The organism is Rhodococcus sp. P4_C10 (assembly GCF_056402135.1).
The window spans coordinates 1-16,147 of sequence record NZ_JBFUHZ010000063.1; the positions used below are offsets into that span (position 1 = coordinate 1).

General features: G+C 72.0%; 12 protein-coding genes and 1 pseudogene. 9 read left to right on the forward strand and 4 right to left on the reverse strand.

The window, feature by feature from the left end:
• The first annotated feature begins 487 nt into the window (after nucleotides 1–487).
• The 3 genes from AC1DWC_RS25200 to AC1DWC_RS25210 all read left to right on the forward strand — a co-directional run bounded on the left by AC1DWC_RS25200 (nucleotide 488) and on the right by AC1DWC_RS25210 (nucleotide 3,490).
• Nucleotides 488–1,084: a GNAT family N-acetyltransferase gene (locus tag AC1DWC_RS25200; RefSeq protein WP_477912445.1), complete on the forward strand. Its 597-nt coding sequence runs from the start codon at nucleotides 488–490 to the stop codon at nucleotides 1,082–1,084.
• Nucleotides 1,085–1,103: 19 nt separating this feature from the next.
• Nucleotides 1,104–2,681, forward strand: coding sequence for a phytoene desaturase family protein (locus AC1DWC_RS25205; RefSeq protein ID WP_477912447.1), 1,578 nt, complete (start codon nucleotides 1,104–1,106; stop codon nucleotides 2,679–2,681).
• A 140-nt stretch (nucleotides 2,682–2,821) separates the two neighbouring features.
• Nucleotides 2,822–3,490, forward strand: a complete 669-nt coding sequence (locus tag AC1DWC_RS25210; RefSeq protein WP_083577480.1) for an LppM family (lipo)protein — start codon at nucleotides 2,822–2,824, stop codon at nucleotides 3,488–3,490.
• Nucleotides 3,491–3,604: 114 nt separating this feature from the next.
• Here AC1DWC_RS25210 and metF read toward each other — a convergent pair whose 3' ends face one another.
• Nucleotides 3,605–4,558, reverse strand: a complete 954-nt coding sequence (gene metF / locus AC1DWC_RS25215) for a methylenetetrahydrofolate reductase [NAD(P)H] (RefSeq protein ID WP_477912461.1) — start codon at nucleotides 4,556–4,558, stop codon at nucleotides 3,605–3,607.
• Between the two features lie 181 nt (nucleotides 4,559–4,739).
• Here metF and AC1DWC_RS25220 point away from each other — a divergent pair, with 181 nt between their 5' ends.
• From AC1DWC_RS25220 to AC1DWC_RS25235, 4 genes are all read left to right on the forward strand, one after another.
• Nucleotides 4,740–5,858, forward strand: a complete 1,119-nt coding sequence (locus AC1DWC_RS25220) for a polyprenyl synthetase family protein (protein ID WP_477912463.1) — start codon at nucleotides 4,740–4,742, stop codon at nucleotides 5,856–5,858.
• A complete protein-coding gene (gene crtI / locus AC1DWC_RS25225) occupies nucleotides 5,858–7,423 on the forward strand; it encodes a phytoene desaturase family protein (protein WP_477912449.1) in 1,566 nt (521 codons plus the stop codon). The genes AC1DWC_RS25220 and crtI overlap by 1 nt, the downstream gene beginning before the upstream one ends.
• A 79-nt stretch (nucleotides 7,424–7,502) precedes the next feature.
• Entirely contained in the window at nucleotides 7,503–9,104 is a 1,602-nt protein-coding gene (locus tag AC1DWC_RS25230; RefSeq protein WP_477912451.1) for an alpha-(1->6)-mannopyranosyltransferase A, read from the forward strand.
• A complete protein-coding gene (locus tag AC1DWC_RS25235) occupies nucleotides 9,101–10,057 on the forward strand; it encodes a phytoene/squalene synthase family protein (RefSeq protein WP_477912453.1) in 957 nt (318 codons plus the stop codon). The genes AC1DWC_RS25230 and AC1DWC_RS25235 overlap by 4 nt, the downstream gene beginning before the upstream one ends.
• An 80-nt stretch (nucleotides 10,058–10,137) precedes the next feature.
• Here AC1DWC_RS25235 and AC1DWC_RS25240 read toward each other — a convergent pair.
• Both AC1DWC_RS25240 and AC1DWC_RS25245 read right to left on the reverse strand, forming a co-directional pair.
• A pseudogene (locus tag AC1DWC_RS25240) lies at nucleotides 10,138–11,010 on the reverse strand (SDR family oxidoreductase); the annotation flags it as partial.
• Between the two features lie 22 nt (nucleotides 11,011–11,032).
• Nucleotides 11,033–11,401 (reverse strand): Rv2175c family DNA-binding protein, encoded by a 369-nt coding sequence (locus AC1DWC_RS25245; RefSeq protein WP_477840693.1) that lies wholly within the window; start codon nucleotides 11,399–11,401, stop codon nucleotides 11,033–11,035.
• Nucleotides 11,402–11,552: 151 nt separating this feature from the next.
• Between AC1DWC_RS25245 and pknB the strand changes: the two genes are divergently transcribed.
• The gene (gene pknB, locus AC1DWC_RS25250; protein WP_477912455.1) at nucleotides 11,553–13,604 is read left to right on the forward strand and encodes a Stk1 family PASTA domain-containing Ser/Thr kinase; all 2,052 of its coding nucleotides are present in this window, start codon (nucleotides 11,553–11,555) and stop codon (nucleotides 13,602–13,604) included.
• A 65-nt stretch (nucleotides 13,605–13,669) separates the two neighbouring features.
• The gene (locus AC1DWC_RS25255; protein ID WP_477912457.1) at nucleotides 13,670–14,623 is read left to right on the forward strand and encodes an esterase/lipase family protein; all 954 of its coding nucleotides are present in this window, start codon (nucleotides 13,670–13,672) and stop codon (nucleotides 14,621–14,623) included.
• Between the two features lie 135 nt (nucleotides 14,624–14,758).
• Here AC1DWC_RS25255 and AC1DWC_RS25260 read toward each other — a convergent pair whose 3' ends face one another.
• Nucleotides 14,759–15,517, reverse strand: coding sequence for a VOC family protein (locus AC1DWC_RS25260; RefSeq protein WP_477912459.1), 759 nt, complete (start codon nucleotides 15,515–15,517; stop codon nucleotides 14,759–14,761).
• Between the last annotated feature and the right edge of the window lie 630 nt (nucleotides 15,518–16,147).

Sequence of the window (16,147 nt, forward strand, 5' to 3'; positions counted from 1 at the left end):
CAGGTACGCCGTGCGGAACCGGTCCAGGTACGCCGTGCGGAACCGGTCCGCGGCGTCGCGGGCGCCCGCCGCCTCGGCCAGCAGGCCGTCCGCCCGGTCCAGCAGGGTGCGCGCCTGCGGCGAGAGCGACGGCGGGCGCAGGCTCGCCGCGCCGCCCCTCGCCGGCACACCACCCGCACCGGCGCCAGTCGAGCCGGAAACCTCGGAAACGGGGACACTCGAACCAGGGACACTCGAACCAGGGAAACTTGGACCTGGCACACCGCCGGCACGGGCCGCCTCACGTCGACCGTCCATCTGCCGCACACCTCCCGCGTCACTGCGCCGCACCGGAGGGGTTCGGCACCGCCGTCACCACCGGACATGGCCTCGGGGCCGGGATCCGGCGAAGCCCGCTTCCCTCGTGCTTCGCCGGATCGTCGGCATCGAACACTCGTTCGACCTATTCAATATAGCTGCACCCACCGACATGTCGTCAAGAGAGAGGGTGAGTCCGGTCGGCACCAACACCACCCCCCACATCGTCGAGCTGTCCGCACCGCAGCTGCGCAGCCGTCTCGACGAGGCCCTCGCCGTCTACATCAAGGCGATGGGCTACCCGGACGGCACCGAACGGCACCGAGCGCCGATGTGGACCGAACACACCGCGCGCCCCGGCTGGCGTGGCGTCGCCGCACTGCTCCCCGAGGAGACCTCCCCCGACCGCGACGTCCTGGTCGGAATCTCCTACGGCTACCGCGGCGGACCGCACCAGTGGTGGCACCAACAGGTACGCCAGGGACTGCGCCGGTCCGGGGCCACCGAGGAACAGGTGCACGCGATCCTCGACGACTACTTCGAACTCACCGAGCTGCACGTCTCGCCGCTGGTGCAGGGCCACCGCACCGGCGAGGCGCTGCTGCGCCGGCTGCTCGACGGCCGCCCCGAGTCCACCGTCCTGCTGTCCACCCCCGAAGTGCACGGGGAGGACAACCGCGCCTGGCGGCTCTACCGCCGACTCGGATTCACCGACGTGGTGCGGCATTTCACCTTCGCCGGCGACAGCAGGCCGTTCGCGGTGCTGGGCCGCCGGCTTCCGCTGTGACCGGCGATAGCCTGTCCACATGATCGACGCGGTGGTAGTGGGTTCCGGACACAATGCGCTCGTCTCGGCGTGCTACCTGGCCCGGGCCGGGTGGTCCGTCGAGGTACTCGAGCGCGACACCGTGCTCGGCGGCGCGGTCTCCACGGTCGAGCGGTTCCCCGGCCACCAGGTGGACCGCGGGTCGTCCGCGCACATCATGATCCGGCACACCGGCATCATCGAGGAGCTCGAGCTCGCCGACCACGGGCTGCGGTACCTCGACTGCGACCCCTGGGCCTTCGCCCCCGCTCCCCCGGCCTCCGGACTGCCCGGCATCGTCTTCCACCGCGACCTCGACGCCACCTGCGCGTCGATCGCCGCCGCCTGCGGGGCCACCGACGCCCGGGCGTACCGGCGCTTCGTCGAGACCTGGGGTCCGCGGACGGCCAGCGTCATGCATGCCTTCTCTGCCCCGCCGACCGGTGGCCGGTTGGCCCGCTCGTTCTGGGGGCTCGACACCGGCGACGGCGCCGCGGCACTCTCCCGGGAGTTCCTGCAGTCCGGGGACGCGCTCCTGGACCACCACTTCGACGACGAGCGACTCAAGGCCGCCCTCGCCTGGTTCGGCGCCCAGTCCGGGCCGCCGATGTCCGAGCCCGGCACCGCGCCGATGGTCGGCTTCGCGGCCCTGATGCACACCCTGCCGCCGGGCCGGGCGGTCGGCGGCAGCGGCGCACTCACCCGCGCCCTCGCCTCCCGGCTGACCGCCGACGGCGGCACCGTCCGCCTCGGCGACGCGGTGACCGAGCTGCGTCGCGGCCCCGACGGCTGGACCACCCGCACCGAGCAGGGCCGGGAGGTGCGTTCGCGGGTGGTCGTCGCCGGCTGCCACATCCTGGCGACGCTGGACCTGCTCGAGCGCGGCGGCCACGACCCCGCGCAGCTGGCGGACTGGCGGCGCCGGATCCGGGTGGGGCCCGGCATCGGCATGGTGCTGCGGCTCGGCACCGACGCGCTGCCGCAGTACCCCAGCGCGCCCGACGACGCCGCCGTCACCTCCGGCCTGCAACTGCTGGTCTCCGACCGCGCACAGCTGCGACTGGCCCACGGCGCGGCGCTGGCCGGTGAGCTGCCGCCCACCCCCGCGGTGCTGGCGATGAGCTTCAGCGGGATCGACCCGAGCCTGTCGCCTGCCGGCGAGCACCAGGTGACGCTGTGGTCGCAGTGGCACCCGTACGCGCTGAGCGGGGGCCGCGCCTGGTCCGACCTGGCGGAGTCGGAGGGCGACCGGATCGTCGCCGAGATCGACCGCCTGGCCCCGGGGTTCACCGGCTCGGTGCGACACCGGCTGGTCCAGACGCCCGCGGACCTCGAGTCCGAGATGGGACTGATCGGCGGGAACGTGATGCATGTGGAGATGTCGCTGGACCAGATGTTCATGTGGCGGCCGCTCCCCGAGCTCTCCGGCCAACGGGTGCCCGACGCGACCGGGCTGTACCTGACCGGGGCCTCGACTCACCCCGGCGGCGGCGTGTCCGGGTCGAGTGGGCGCAGCGCCGCCCGGATCGCACTCTCCGACGCCCGATTCGGGCGGTTGCGCAGGCTTGCACGCCGGTGAGCACACCACTCGCGCGGCGCGGCGCGGACCTACCGCCTGACACCCAAGGTGCGGGCTGGCACCATGTCGATGTGCCGCTGCCCTCTGCTGTGTCGTTGCCCCCCGCTCCCGCCCGTGCCGGACGTCCGTCCCGCGCACGCCTGTTCGCTGTGTCCGCACTCCTGCTGATCTGCGTCCCGCTTCTCAGCGGTTGCCTGCGGGTTCAGGTTTCGATGGGAGTCTCCCCCGACGACCGGGTGTCCGGTCAGATCGTCGTGGCGACGGTCCCCGCCGACAGCAAGGACGTCGGACCGCAACTCACCCCGTCGGACTCGTTGGAGAGCAAGGTCCGGGTGCAGGAGTACCGCCAGGACGGCTTCGTCGGCAGCCAGGCGTTCTTCAGCAACCTCACCTTCGGCGAGGTCCAGCAGCTGGGCTCGATGTCCAGCCGGACCGGCAATGCGCTCCAGCTGAACTTCCAGCGAGCGGGCGATGTCGTGACGCTCGACGGCAAGGCCGACCTCAAGGCCGTGCCCGACGGCAGCGACATCCAGTTCAGCATCGCGTTCCCGGCCCGGGTGGCGACCACCAACGGAACCCGCGACGGCGATTCGATCGTCACCTGGAAGCTGACGCCCGGCGAGGTCAACACCATGCGGGCCGAGGTTCGGTACGCCGACCCGAGCACCCGCGGATTCGCCGGCTGGGCCGGCATCGTCGCCGGCGTCACGCTCGGCGTGGCGCTGATCATCGGCGCGATGGGCTACCTGGCGCGCGACCGCTCGCCGCGCTTCTCCGACGACCGGGCCGAGGACAAGACCAGCGCCTGACCCGTCCCCCCGGCCGGTTGCCCCGGCCGGGGATCGTGCCCGTAGGCAGTTCAGCGATTCAGCGGTTCAGCGATTCAGCGGTTCAGCGATTCAGCGGTTCAGCGATTCAGCGGTTCAGCGAGCGCCGGCGGATGCCACCGGGGCCTCGGCAGGCGCCGATGCCAGCCCGAGTCGGGTGAGCACCTCGCGGGTGGCCCGAGCGAAGTTCAGCGTGATGAAGTGCAGGCACGGCGCGCCCTCCGCGATCAGCCGCTCGCCGAGTTCGGTGGCCACCGAGATGCCGATCTCCCGCACCGCGGCCCGGTCCTCCTCCGGCCCGTTGCCCGCCGCCCGGTCCAGCCGCTCCTCCAGGGACCGCGGCAGCCGGGACCCGGAGAGTTCCACCATCCGCTTGACCGACCGCAGCGAGGTGATCGGCATGATCTCCGGGATGATCGGCTTCGCGCCCTGCTCGGGGTCCAGGCGCGCGACCCGGTCCCGCAGCCGCAGGTAGTCGTCGACGTCGAAGAACATCTGGGTGATCGAGTACTCGGCCCCGGCCCGCAGCTTCGAGACCAGGTACCGGGTGTCGTGATCGAGGTCCGGCGCCCGGTGGTGCCCCTCCGGGAACGACGCCACACCGACGTGGAAGTCGCCGAGGTCGCGGACCAGCCGGACCAGTTCCTCCGCGTACTCGACGCCGTCGGGGTGCTTGTGCCACTCGCCGAGCGGATCGCCCGGCGGGTCGCCGCGCAGCACCAGGATGTTGCTGATCCCGCGGTCCGCGTACGCGCCGACCATGGCCCGCAACTCGTCGACGCTGTGGCCCACCGCGGTCAGGTGCGCGACCGGCAACAGGGTGGTCTGCTCGGCCAGGTCGCCGGTGATCCGCACCGTCCGGTCCCGCGTCGACCCGCCCGCGCCGTAGGTCATCGACACGAATGCCGGCCCCAGCCCCTCGAACGTGCGGACGGCACGCCACAGGCGCGCCTCGGCATCGGCATCGCGCGGCGGCGAGAACTCCACAGAGAACGGGATCCGGCCCGCCGCGGAGCCGATCCGGTCCACGATCGACGGTGTCCGCGTCACCCAACCGTCGCTGGACCGCCCCCTGACTGCATCAAATGTCACCGCCCAAGCATAGTGGCGGCAGTTCGAGACAATGCGCGGCGACCACTAAGGTGGGCGTCACGAGCACGTTCGGTGGGCGTATCCCCCCGGCAGCTACCGCCCCGGGGCGCCGCCCCGGACCTCTACTCAGGAGCGCACCCTGTCCGCCGGAGCCGCCTCTCCCCAGGCCCACATCCCTGACCTCGCCCGCCCCGACTCCATCCCCGCCGCCGTCGAGGCCGCGCTGAGCGAGTTCTTCGTGTCCCGTCGGCCCCTCACCGACGCCGTCGGCGGCACCTTCACCCCCGCGGTGGCCGCGCTGGAGGCGTTCGTGCTGCGCGGCGGCAAGCGGGTGCGGCCCGCCTTCGCGTGGACCGGCTGGCTCGGCGCGGGCGGCGACTCCGCAGGCCCGGACGCGGCGGCCGTGCTGCGCGCGTGCTCGGCACTCGAACTGGTGCAGGCCTGCGCCCTGGTGCACGACGACATCATCGACTCCTCGCGCACCCGGCGCGGCCATCCGACGCTGCACGTGGAGTTCGCTGCGCAGCACCGCGCCGGCGACTGGTCCGGCGAGCCGGCGAAGTTCGGCGAGTCGATCGCGATCCTGCTCGGCGACCTCGCGCTGTCCTGGGCCGACGACATGATCCGCGAGTCCGGGGTGGACGCCGCCGGCCAGGTCCGGCTCGGCCCCGTCTGGTCCGCCATGCGCACCGAGGTGCTCGGCGGCCAGTACCTGGACGTGAGCACCGAGGTCACCGCCGACGAGTCGGTGGCCGCGGCCCTGCGGATCAACCGCTACAAGACCGCCGCGTACACGATCGAACGACCGCTGCACCTCGGCGCGGCGCTGGCCGGGGCCGACGCCGACCTGGTCGACGCCTACCGGGAGTTCGGCACCGACATCGGCATCGCGTTCCAGCTGCGCGACGACCTGCTCGGCGTGTTCGGTGACCCGGCCGTCACCGGCAAGCCGTCCGGCGACGACCTGCGCGAGGGCAAGCGGACCGTGTTGTTCGCGGAGGCGCTCCTGCGCGCCGACGCCACCGACCCCGCCGCCGCCGAACTGCTGCGCCGCAGCATCGGCACCGATCTCGGAGAGGACCAGGTTGAGCAGCTGCGCGGCCTGATCACCGACCTCGGCGCCGTCGACGAGGTGGAGCGCCGCATCGCCGAGCTCACCGCTCGCGGGCTGAGGGCCCTCGACGACAGCTCCGCCGTCCCGGCCGCCAAGGCCGGCCTGCGGGAGATGGCACTCGCGGCGACTCGCCGGAGCGCGTAGTGACGCGGTGCGTCCCCGGCCCCACCGACCGGGTCGTGGTGGTCGGCGGTGGACTTGCCGGGCTGTCCGCCGGCCTGCACCTGCTCGGCGCCGGCCGCGACGTGACGCTGCTCGAACGCGACACCACCGTCGGCGGCCGGGTCGGCACCTACGCCGGACCGGGGTACGAGATCGACAGCGGGGCAACGGTTCTCACCATGCCGGAACTGGTCACCGAGGCGCTGGCCGCGGTCGGGCAGGACACCGACACGGTCAGTCCGCCGCTGCGGATGCGCCGGCTCGAACCCGCCTACCACGCCCGCTTCGCGGACGGGACGGCGCTGGCCGTGCACTCCGACCCCGACGCGATGGCCGCCGAAGTGACCCGCGCCTTCGGCCCGGACGAGGCGCAGCGCTACCGACGGCTGCGCGGCTGGCTGGAACGGGTGTTCCGGGCCGAGTTCGACACCTTCATCGACGCCAACTTCGACTCCCCGCTCGACCTCGCCGGCTCGCGGACCGCACTCACGGACCTGACCACGCTGGTGCGCCTCGGCGCCTTCGGCCGGCTCGGGCCACGGGTGGCACGGATGGTCCACGACCCCCGGCTGCAGCGGATCTTCACCTTCCAGTCGCTCTACGCCGGCACCAGCCCGGCCAAGGCGCTCGGCATCTACGGCGCCATCGCACACATGGACACCTCGATGGGCGTCTACTTCCCCGACGGCGGGATGCGCGCGATCGCCGAGTCGATGGCCGGCGCGTTCACCGCCGCCGGCGGCCGGCTGCACCTCGGCGCCGAGGTGACCCGGATCGAGTACGCGGGCGGGCGGGCCCGTCGCGTGCTGACCTCGGACGGCGCCGGGCACGACGCCGACGCGGTGGTGCTCACCGCCGACCTCGGCGGCGCCGGAGCACTGCTGCCGCCGCGCTCCCGCAGGCGTCGGCCGGTGCGGCACTCCCCCTCGGCGGTCGTCGCCCACGGCACGGTCCCGGTCGAGGTGTCGCGGCACTGGGCCGGCTCCGGGCACCACACCATCGACTTCGGGGACGCCTGGGAGCGCACCTTCACCGAGATCACCGCGCGCCGCGGTCGCGGCCGGCTGATGAGCGACCCGTCGCTGCTGCTGACCCGGCCCGCCTGCACCGACCCGGGCCTGCGACTGACCCGCGACGGACAGGACCACGAGCCGCTGTCCGTGCTGGCGCCGTGCCCGAACCTGGACAGCGCACCGCTGGACTGGGCCGGGCTCGGGCGGCCGTACGTGCGCGAACTGCTCGGGGTGCTCGAACGACGCGGCTACGTCGGCATCGCGGAGCACTTCCGGGTGGACATCGTCGACACCCCGCAGACCTGGGCGGACCGCGGGATGTCGGCCGGGTCGCCGTTCGCCGCGGCACACACCTTCGCCCAGACCGGGCCGTTCCGGCGCGGCAACCTCGACACCGGCGCGTCGAACGTGGTGCTGGCCGGATGCGGGACCACGCCCGGCGTCGGCGTGCCGACGGTGCTGGTCTCGGGCAAGCTCGCGGCACAGCGCATCACCGGCCCATTCCCGGGCCGGGCGGTTGAGCAACTAGACTAGGCCACCGTCCATGCCTTCCGCCGAGCGAGTCCCGTCGGCCGGAGTCAGTCAGCGCAACCTTGGGGGAAGATCCGCACCGATGACGCTTCGCACTCCCACTGCCGACGGGACCGTGGTCGACAGCCCGGACGCGGCCTCACCCCCGGGGCACCTCCGCGAAGCTGCGTTGTTCGTCCGGAGCGAGGCCGGACATGCGGCCCTCCTCGGCCTCGTGGGCGCCGTGATGATCACCTTCGGCGGTTTCGGCTCCGGCAGCATCCGGCGCCGTGACCCGCTGCTCGAGGCCCTGCACCTGTCCTGGCTGCGATTCGGCCACGGGCTGGTGCTCTCCACGGCGATCGTGTGGATCGGCGTGCTGTTGATGATCGCCGCGTGGGTGCGGCTCGGTCGCAGCACCCTCGGCGGCCGGGTGAGCGTGCGCGACCTGCTGGTGATCGTGCCGATCTGGACCGCGCCGATGCTGCTGGCCGTCCCGATGTTCAGCCGCGACGCCTACTCCTACCTGGCGCAGGGCGCGCTGCTGCGCGACGGTTTCGACCCCTACTCGGTGGGACCGGTGGCCAATCCCGGGGTGCTGCTCGACAACGTCAGCAACGTCTGGACCACCACCACCGCCCCCTACGGGCCGATCGCACTGCTGCTCGGCCAGGGCATCACCTCGATCACCGGCGACAACGTCGTCGCGGGCACCATGCTGCTGCGGCTGACGATGCTGCCCGGTCTGGCGCTGTCCATGTGGGCGCTGCCGCGGCTGGCGCGCCAGCTCGGTGGCAACCCGGCCATCGCGCTGTGGCTCGCCGTGCTCAATCCGCTGGTGCTGATCCACCTGATCGGCGGGGTGCACAACGAGATGCTGATGGTCGGCCTGATGACCGCGGGCATCACCCTGGTCCTCGACAAGCGCCACGTGGCCGGCATCGCGGTGGTCGCGGTCGGCGTCGCCGTCAAGGCGATGGCCGGCATCGCGTTGCCGTTCCTGGTGTGGATCTGGATGATCCACGAACGTGACCGCGCCAAGGCCGAGGGCCGCGAGCCCGCCGGGCCGGTCGCGCTGTTCGCCCGGACCGCGGGCGCCGGGTTTGCCGTGTTCGCGGGCATCTTCGCGGCGGCCTCGCTGATCGCCGGCGTCGGGATCGGCTGGCTCACGGCGTTGTCCGGCTCGGCGAAGATCATCAACTGGCTCTCGCTGCCGACGATCATGGCGCACGTGGTCACCGTGGGCACGTCGTGGTTCACCGGGCTGACCCTGGCCCCGGTGCTCGAGGTGACCCGCACGCTGTGCGCCGTCGCGCTGGCCGGGATCCTGGTCTACGTCTGGTGGCGTTTCCGCACCACCCCGCGGCAGGCCGTGCTCGGCATCCTGGTGGCCCTGGTCGCCATCGTGGTGCTCTCCCCCGCCGCGCTGCCCTGGTACTACTCGTGGCCCCTCGCCGTGGCCGCCGGCTTCGCCATGTCCACCACCACCCTGATGGTGCTGGTCGGCCTGTCGACGTGGCTCATGCTGGTGTTCCAACCGGACGGCTCGATCGGCCTGTACACGCTGCCGCACGTGCTGCTCGCGACCTTCGCGGCGGTGGTCGCGGCCAAGTCGCTGGTGACCGTCGACCCGTTGCGGCTCCGGTCGGTGCGCCAGCACGCCGAGGCCACCCCGGACACTCCCGCGGTGACCGCGACGCCGTGAACCCCGGCCCCCTCGACGCCGCCTACCTGCACTGCCGGGAGTTGGCGGCCGAACACGGCAAGAGCTACTTCCTGGCGACCCGGCTGCTGCCGGCCCGCGACCGACCGGCGGTGCACGCGCTGTACGGGTTCGCCCGGACCGTCGACGACGTGGTGGACGTCGACGCGGTGTCCGGTCGGCCGGTCGCGGACTGCCTGGCCGAACTCGACCGCATCGAGGCGGAACTGCGCTGGGCTCTCGACAAGAGTGCTCTCGACGGCGATGCCGGGGCCGCGCGGGCCCGGCCCGTGGTCGTTGCGGTCGCCGACACGATCACCCGGTACGAGATCTCGCTCGACCACTTCACCGCCTTCCTCGACGCCATGCGGATGGACCTGCCCGGCGCCCCCGGCTACCGCGCCGAGTACGCCACGATGGCGCAGCTGCGCGAGTACATGCACGGTTCCGCCGCCGCGATCGGGTTGCAGATGCTGCCGGTGCTCGGCACCGTCACCCCGCGCGCGGAGGCCGAACCCCCGGCCGCGGCGCTCGGCGAGGCGTTCCAGCTCACCAACTTCATCCGCGACGTCGGTGAGGACCTGGCGCGCGGGCGGGTGTACCTGCCCGCGGAGGACCTGGCGGCGTTCGGGGTCGACGCGGACCTGCTGCGACACTGTCGCGACACCGGCCGCTCCGACCCCCGGATCGAACGCGCGCTCGCGCACTTCGTGTGCGTGAACCGGGCCCTCTACCGTCGCGCCCGCCCGGGACTGGCCATGCTCGAACCGCGGGCCCGGCCCGGGATGGTCGCGGCCTTCGAGCTGTACTCGGCGATCCTCGGCGAGATCGAGACGAGCGGCTTCCGGGTCCTCGACCGGCGGGCCGTGGTGCCCCGCCGGCGCCGACTGGCGCTGGCGGCGCCGCGACTGCTCGACAGTGCCGTGGCCGCCGTGCGCGGGCGGGCCGGGGACTAGTCGGTCGCCGGGACGTACTCGGCCGAACTGCCCATCAGCTCGCCGGCCACGGCCTTGGGCTGTGCCTCGGTCTTCGGGCCCTCGAGGGCCTCGGTGCGGGCACTGAGCGAGCGGCCGAGCGCCGCCACCTCGGCGTCCATCTCCGGGAGCAGCACGGGGGTGAGCCGTCGGATGTCGCGTTCGGCGAGTCGGGTCTGCACCAGCGGCCGCACCCAGCGCAGGGCGCCGACCCAGCCGGGGACGTTGATCCGGCTCGCCCGCCTCTCGATCCCCTTCTCGAAGCGTCGCCCGCAGGCCTCGACCGAGGTGGTCGAACTCAACGGGCCGGGCAGTGCGGCGAGCATCTTCCGGAAGGCTGGCAGGTCGGCCTTCGCCTCCTGGACGAGCGGGGTGTCGATCCACGCCATGTGTGCGGACCCGACGTCCACTCCCAGGTGCGCGACCTCGAGCCTCAGCGTGTTGGCGAAGTACTCCGCCCCCGCCTTCGACGCGTGGTACGCGGCCAGACCGGGACTCGCGGTGTACGCAGCCAGGGACGAGACCACCAGGACGTAGCCCCGGCGTTCGACGATCGCGGGCAGCGCGGCGCGGACGGTGTGGAAGACGCCCACGACGTTCACGTCCAGCACCTTCCGGAACACCGCCGGGTCGACGGCCATGACCGAGCCGTAACTGGCGATCCCGGCGTTGGCGACCACGATGTCCAGTCCGCCGAAGCGGGCCACGCCGCGAGCCACCGCGGCCTGCATCGACGCCAGGTCGCAGACGTCGGCGACCACCGGCACCACGTGCTCGTCACCGCCGAGTTCGGTGGCCAGTGCCGTCAGGGCCGCGGCGTCGAGGTCGGTGAGCAGGAGCTTGGCCCCGCGCCGGCGCATGCGGCGGGCCACCTCCGCCCCGACTCCGCGGGCTCCGCCGGTGATGAGGACGACCTTGCCTTCGAGGGATGCCATGGCCCCAGACGCTAGCGCGGGACTAGAAACCCATCGCCTGGGCGCGCCGGACGATCTCGCGGGCGTGGTCGGTGTGCAGCACCGACACCGGGGTCCCCGACAGGGAGTCGTCCTCGGTGAACAGCCAGCGCAGGATCTCCTCGTCGCTGAAGTTGCCGTCGCGCAGCACCACCAGCAGGCCGGGCAGGAAGCGGACCACCTCGCCGGTCTCGGTGAAGAACTCCGCCGGCACCGCGATCACGCCGTTCCGGCGGACCGCGACCAGCTCGCCGTCGCGGAGCATCTGGTGCACGCGGGTCACCGCGACGCGGAGGATCTTCGACACGTCGGGAAGCTGCAGTACGTCGACTGACGGGTCGAGGACGTCGTCGCAATAAGGAATGGCACTCACGCCGGTAACGGTATCGGGTCGGGCCCGGCCCGCGGGAGGCGGTAGGTGCAGGCCGGGGACAACTCCACCGCGGAGCACGGCGCAGACACCCGTCGGCGGCGCTGGCTACGATCGATGCGGACGTTGTCAACGTGAAATGGGGTACTCGCGGGTGGGGCCAGGAGATCAGCGACTGATCGGCATGCTGTTGGACCGGCGCTATCGGGTGGACGCCCCGATCGCGCGCGGCGGCATGTCGATGGTCTACCGCGGTATCGACACCCGCCTGGACCGGCCGGTGGCGATCAAGGTGATGGATCCCAAGTTCGCCCACGACCCGCAGTTCGTGGCCCGTTTCGAGTTCGAGGCGCGGGCCGTCGCGCGGCTGAGCCATCCCGGCCTGGTCGCGGTGTACGACCAGGGCGTCGACGGCGAGCACGCCTTCCTGGTGATGGAGTTGGTGGCCGGCGGCACGCTGCGCGAACTGCTCCGCGAGCGTGGCCCGATGCCCCCGCACGCCGCCGCGGCCGTCACCGGACCCGTGCTCGACGGCCTGGCCGTGGCGCACCGGGCGGGGCTGGTGCACCGCGACATCAAGCCGGAGAACATCCTCATCTCCGATTCGGGCGAGGTGAAGATCGCCGACTTCGGCCTGGTCCGCGCCGTCGCCGGGTCCAACGCCACGTCCAGCAGCGTGATCCTCGGCACCGCCGCCTACCTCTCCCCCGAGCAGGTGACCAGCGGAAACTCCGACGCCCGCAGCGACGTGTACGCCACCGGCGTGCTGCTGTTCGAGATGCTCACCGGCCAGACGCCCTTCACCGGGGACACCTCGCTCTCGATCGCGTACCAGCGGATCAACGCCGACGTGCCTGCGCCGGGGACCGTGGTGCCCGGCGTGCCCGAGGAGTTCGACCGGCTGGTGCTCGACGCCACGGCCCGTGACCCGGACGAGCGTTTCACCAACGCCGCGGAGATGTCGGCGGCGCTGCGCTCGGTGTGCGGCCAGCTGCAGCTGCCGGCGTACCGGGTGCCCACACCCCGGCGCTCCGCGCAGCACCTCAGTGCCGCCATGCAGGTGGCGGGCGCGGCCGCGCCCCGKCTCGACGCGGCGGCACCCACCGAGGTCAACGGGTCTGCCGCGGCGACGACCGCCGTCCCGGCACAGCGCGGCGCCGCGAACACTGGACTGCAGCACACCAAGGTGGTCACCACCGCGACACCACGCGACGACGGCTACCACGACGCGGTGACCGAGCAGGGTTCTCAGCCGCCCACCACCGCGACCCGGCAGCAGCGCCGCGACTCGGCCCAGTACGAGTTCCCGGACTTCGCCGCCGAACGCCGCAAGTCCCGCCGCGCCATGCTGATCTGGCTGACGGTGATCCTGGCCCTCGCCGTGGCGGTCGGCGTCGGCGGCTGGTGGATGGGATCGGGTCGCTACGTGGCGGTGCCCGCGGTCGACGGACTCAACCGTGCCGCGGCCACCTCCACGATCCAGGCCGCCGGGCTCGAGACCGAGATCCGCGGGACGTACGACAACGCGGCGCCGGTCGACGCCCTGGTGGGCACCGACCCTGCCGCCGGGTCACGCGTCGCCCGGGGCGGCACCGTCGCGCTGAAGGTTTCGCTGGGGCGGCCGACGGTCCCCGACCTGATCGGCGGCGACAGGTCACGAATCGAGCAGGCCCTGCGCGAGCGCACGTTCGTCCCCGCCGAGGGCGGCGAGGCGTTCAGCACCAAGGTTCCGTCCGGCGGGGTCGCGGCCCTCGACCCGGGCCCGGGCACCGCCCTGGACGTCGGCTCGCAGGTGCGACTCGTCCGCAGCAAGGGCTCGCCGCCGGTGCATCTGCCCGACCTCCGCGGCAAGTCCGCGGACGAGGCCCGGGCCGCGTTGGACGGCCTCGGCATCACCGTGACGGACACCCGCGAGGTGTTCGACGCGGGGGTCGACGCCGGTGACGTCGTCGGCACCGACCCCGCTTCGGGGACCGAAGTCGGCGCCGGCTCAGCCGTGACGCTGACCGTCTCCACGGCGGTCAAGGTGCCCTCGATGCTGGGCCGGACGGTCGGCTCGGCCCGCGACGAGCTGACCCAGCTCGGACTGAAGGTCAAGATCCGGCAGGTCACCGAGACCGATCGGTCCCTGGTCATATCGCAAAACCCCGGCCCCGGCGAACGCGTCAAGCCCGGTAGCACCGTGAACCTGGTCGCACTCCCGTAGTTCCGCGCACCCGCCACCGCAACAGTTGCTAGGTTCAGCGCCCCAGTACAACAGTCGGAGGCACAGTGTTGCGAGCGTCCTGGTTGCGAGCGTCCTTGTTCCGGGCCTCGAGCCCCGCGGTATTCCTGCTCACGCTGGTCGCGTTGGTGTTGTCGGCCGGGACCGTCGTGGCGAACGCCGAACCGCTCCCCGAGAAGTACGACGATCTCGTGGGCGTCCCCCAGGAGCTGTCGAGCCCGGGCGGTTCGCTGCCCGGGTCCAACGACTTCGGCTGCAGGCCCACCGCGGAACATCCGAGGCCGGTGGTGCTGGTGCACGGCACGACGGGCGGAGCGCAGATCACCTGGGGCGCATTCGTTCCGATGCTCAAGAACGCCGGGTACTGCGTGTTCGCCCTGACCTACGGCGCCATCCCCGGACCGTGGCCCATCTCGGCGGTCGGCGGGATGCGGCCGATCGAGGGCAGCGCGCAGGAGATCGGCGCCTTCGTCGATCGGGTCCTCGCCGCTACGGGCGCGTCGACGGTGGACATCGTGGGGCATTCACAGGGCACGATCGCGACGGGCTACTACGCGAAGGTGCTCGGCGGCCACTCGAAGATCACCAACGACGTGTCACTGGCCCCCCTCTGGCTGGGCACCAAAGCACTTGGCGCAGACAAACTTCCGGGACTGTTCGACCGGTTCGGGTTGCCGGACACCGCCTTCCCGATCTGCCAGGCCTGCGGCCAGTTTGCCGCCGGATCCAAGCTGGTGGACAAGGTCAACGCCGGCGGAACCCCCTACGTCGAGGGCATCAGGTACACCAACATCGGCACGCGGCACGACGAGCAGGTGGTGCCCTTCACCCAGGGCATGCTGCCCGGCCTACCCGGCGACGACGTCACCAACATCGTCGTCCAGGACGGCTGCGAGAAGGACGACTCGGACCACACCGCCCTCACCGATTCCAAGCGCGCGGGGTACCTGGTGCTCAACGCCCTCGACCCGGCGCATCCGCGCGAGGTGCCGTGCGCATGATCGCGCGACCGGTCACGGGCTGACGCCGCACCGGACATCACCACACCCGACATCACCCCATCGCCCAGGCCGGAGTCGCGCCCGGCCTGGGCCCCGTCGGTTCAGCGCTGTCGTCGGCCCGGCGCTGTCGTCGGCTCAGGCCAGCGGGGTGAACACCGCGAAGGCACCGCCCTGCGGATCGGTGAGAACTGCGAACCGCCCGGTGCCCGGGATGTCGGTGCCGGGGACATGCACCGCTCCGCCCAAATCGGCGGCCTGCGCGACCGTGGCGTCCACGTCGTCGACACCGAAGTAGAGCGCCCAGTGCGGCGGGATCCCCGCCGGGAAGTCGGCGCCCATCTCCATCATGCCGCCGAAGTCCTGACCGGCGATCCCCCACTGGGTGTAGCCGTCACCGGCGTTCACCGACCAGCCGAAGACCGTGGTGTAGAACGCCTCCGCCGCAGCGGGTTCGGGAGTTCGCAGCTCCACCCAGCACAGCGCACCGGTCTCGTTGAGCCGGGTGGCGCCGTAGAACTCCCGTGCCTGCCAGACCGAGAACACCGCTCCGGTCGGGTCCGCCAGCACCGCGAACCGCCCCTGGTCAAAGATGTCCATGGGCTCCATCAGCACCGCCCCGCCGGCGTCCCTCGCCGACTTGGCCGTCGCGTCCGCATCGGCAACCGCGACCGACATCGTCCACGCCACCGGCTGCCCCTCCTGGTACTGGGGACTCGCAGCCGCCACCGGGTCCTCACCCAGTGTCATCATCGTGTAGCCGCCGGCCTCCGGCCGCGGATCGGTCTCAGCTCGCCAGCCGAGCAGCGCCCCGTAGAAGGACCCGGCGGCCGGGACGTCGGTGGTGGCGAGTTCGGCCCAACACGGCGCGCCGAGTTCAGCTTCAGTGATCTTCATGGCGATCTCCTCACTCCGATGGTCATGTCCGCGACTTCTCTCGCGACGGTGTGAACGTAACGCGGGTCACCGACATTCGGAGCGGGGCGGGGCCGGGCCGTGACACCGGGGCGAAGAACGCCAGCTCGCTCGAATCGAAAAGGAACGACACGCCGAAGCTGTACGAAACGCGGAATCGGTACGGATTCCGCGAGTTGTACCGGCATGGCGCGGCGTACCTTTTGGGATACCTCCACCCGACCGTGTCGAGCCGACTCCGATCGAGTCGGCAGCAGGCCGCGGCAGAGTGAACGACTGTGACCGTGTCGGAGACACTCACAGCAGGCGGCGGGCAGGGTTGGCAGCAAATGTCCGGGCCTCTCCACGTCACCTACGAGGCAGCAGTTCCTTGAACCGCAGCAGACGAGGTCACGAACTCGAAAGAGGTCGTGACCTCGTTTTTGTCGGGTGGTCGGGTGACATCTGCCGCGACGGGTCGGCAGGTAGTCGACGTCGACGGCGCAGGGAGACCGCGATGATCGTGAGAGCCCGCCCGGTGCGTCACGCCACGCTGTTCGCAACCGGCCTGGGAACCACATCTAGATCAGGTCTAGCGGCTCCCCGAACCGCTCGTAGTAGACCTCACAAGCG

Coding starts and splice junctions, on each gene's coding strand:
- AC1DWC_RS25205 (WP_477912447.1), top strand. CDS start 1,104: ATGATCGACGCGGTGGTAGTGGGTTCCGGACACAATGCGCTCGTCTCG.
- AC1DWC_RS25230 (WP_477912451.1), top strand. CDS start 7,503: ATGACGCTTCGCACTCCCACTGCCGACGGGACCGTGGTCGACAGCCCG.
- AC1DWC_RS25260 (WP_477912459.1), bottom strand. CDS start 15,517: ATGAAGATCACTGAAGCTGAACTCGGCGCGCCGTGTTGGGCCGAACTC.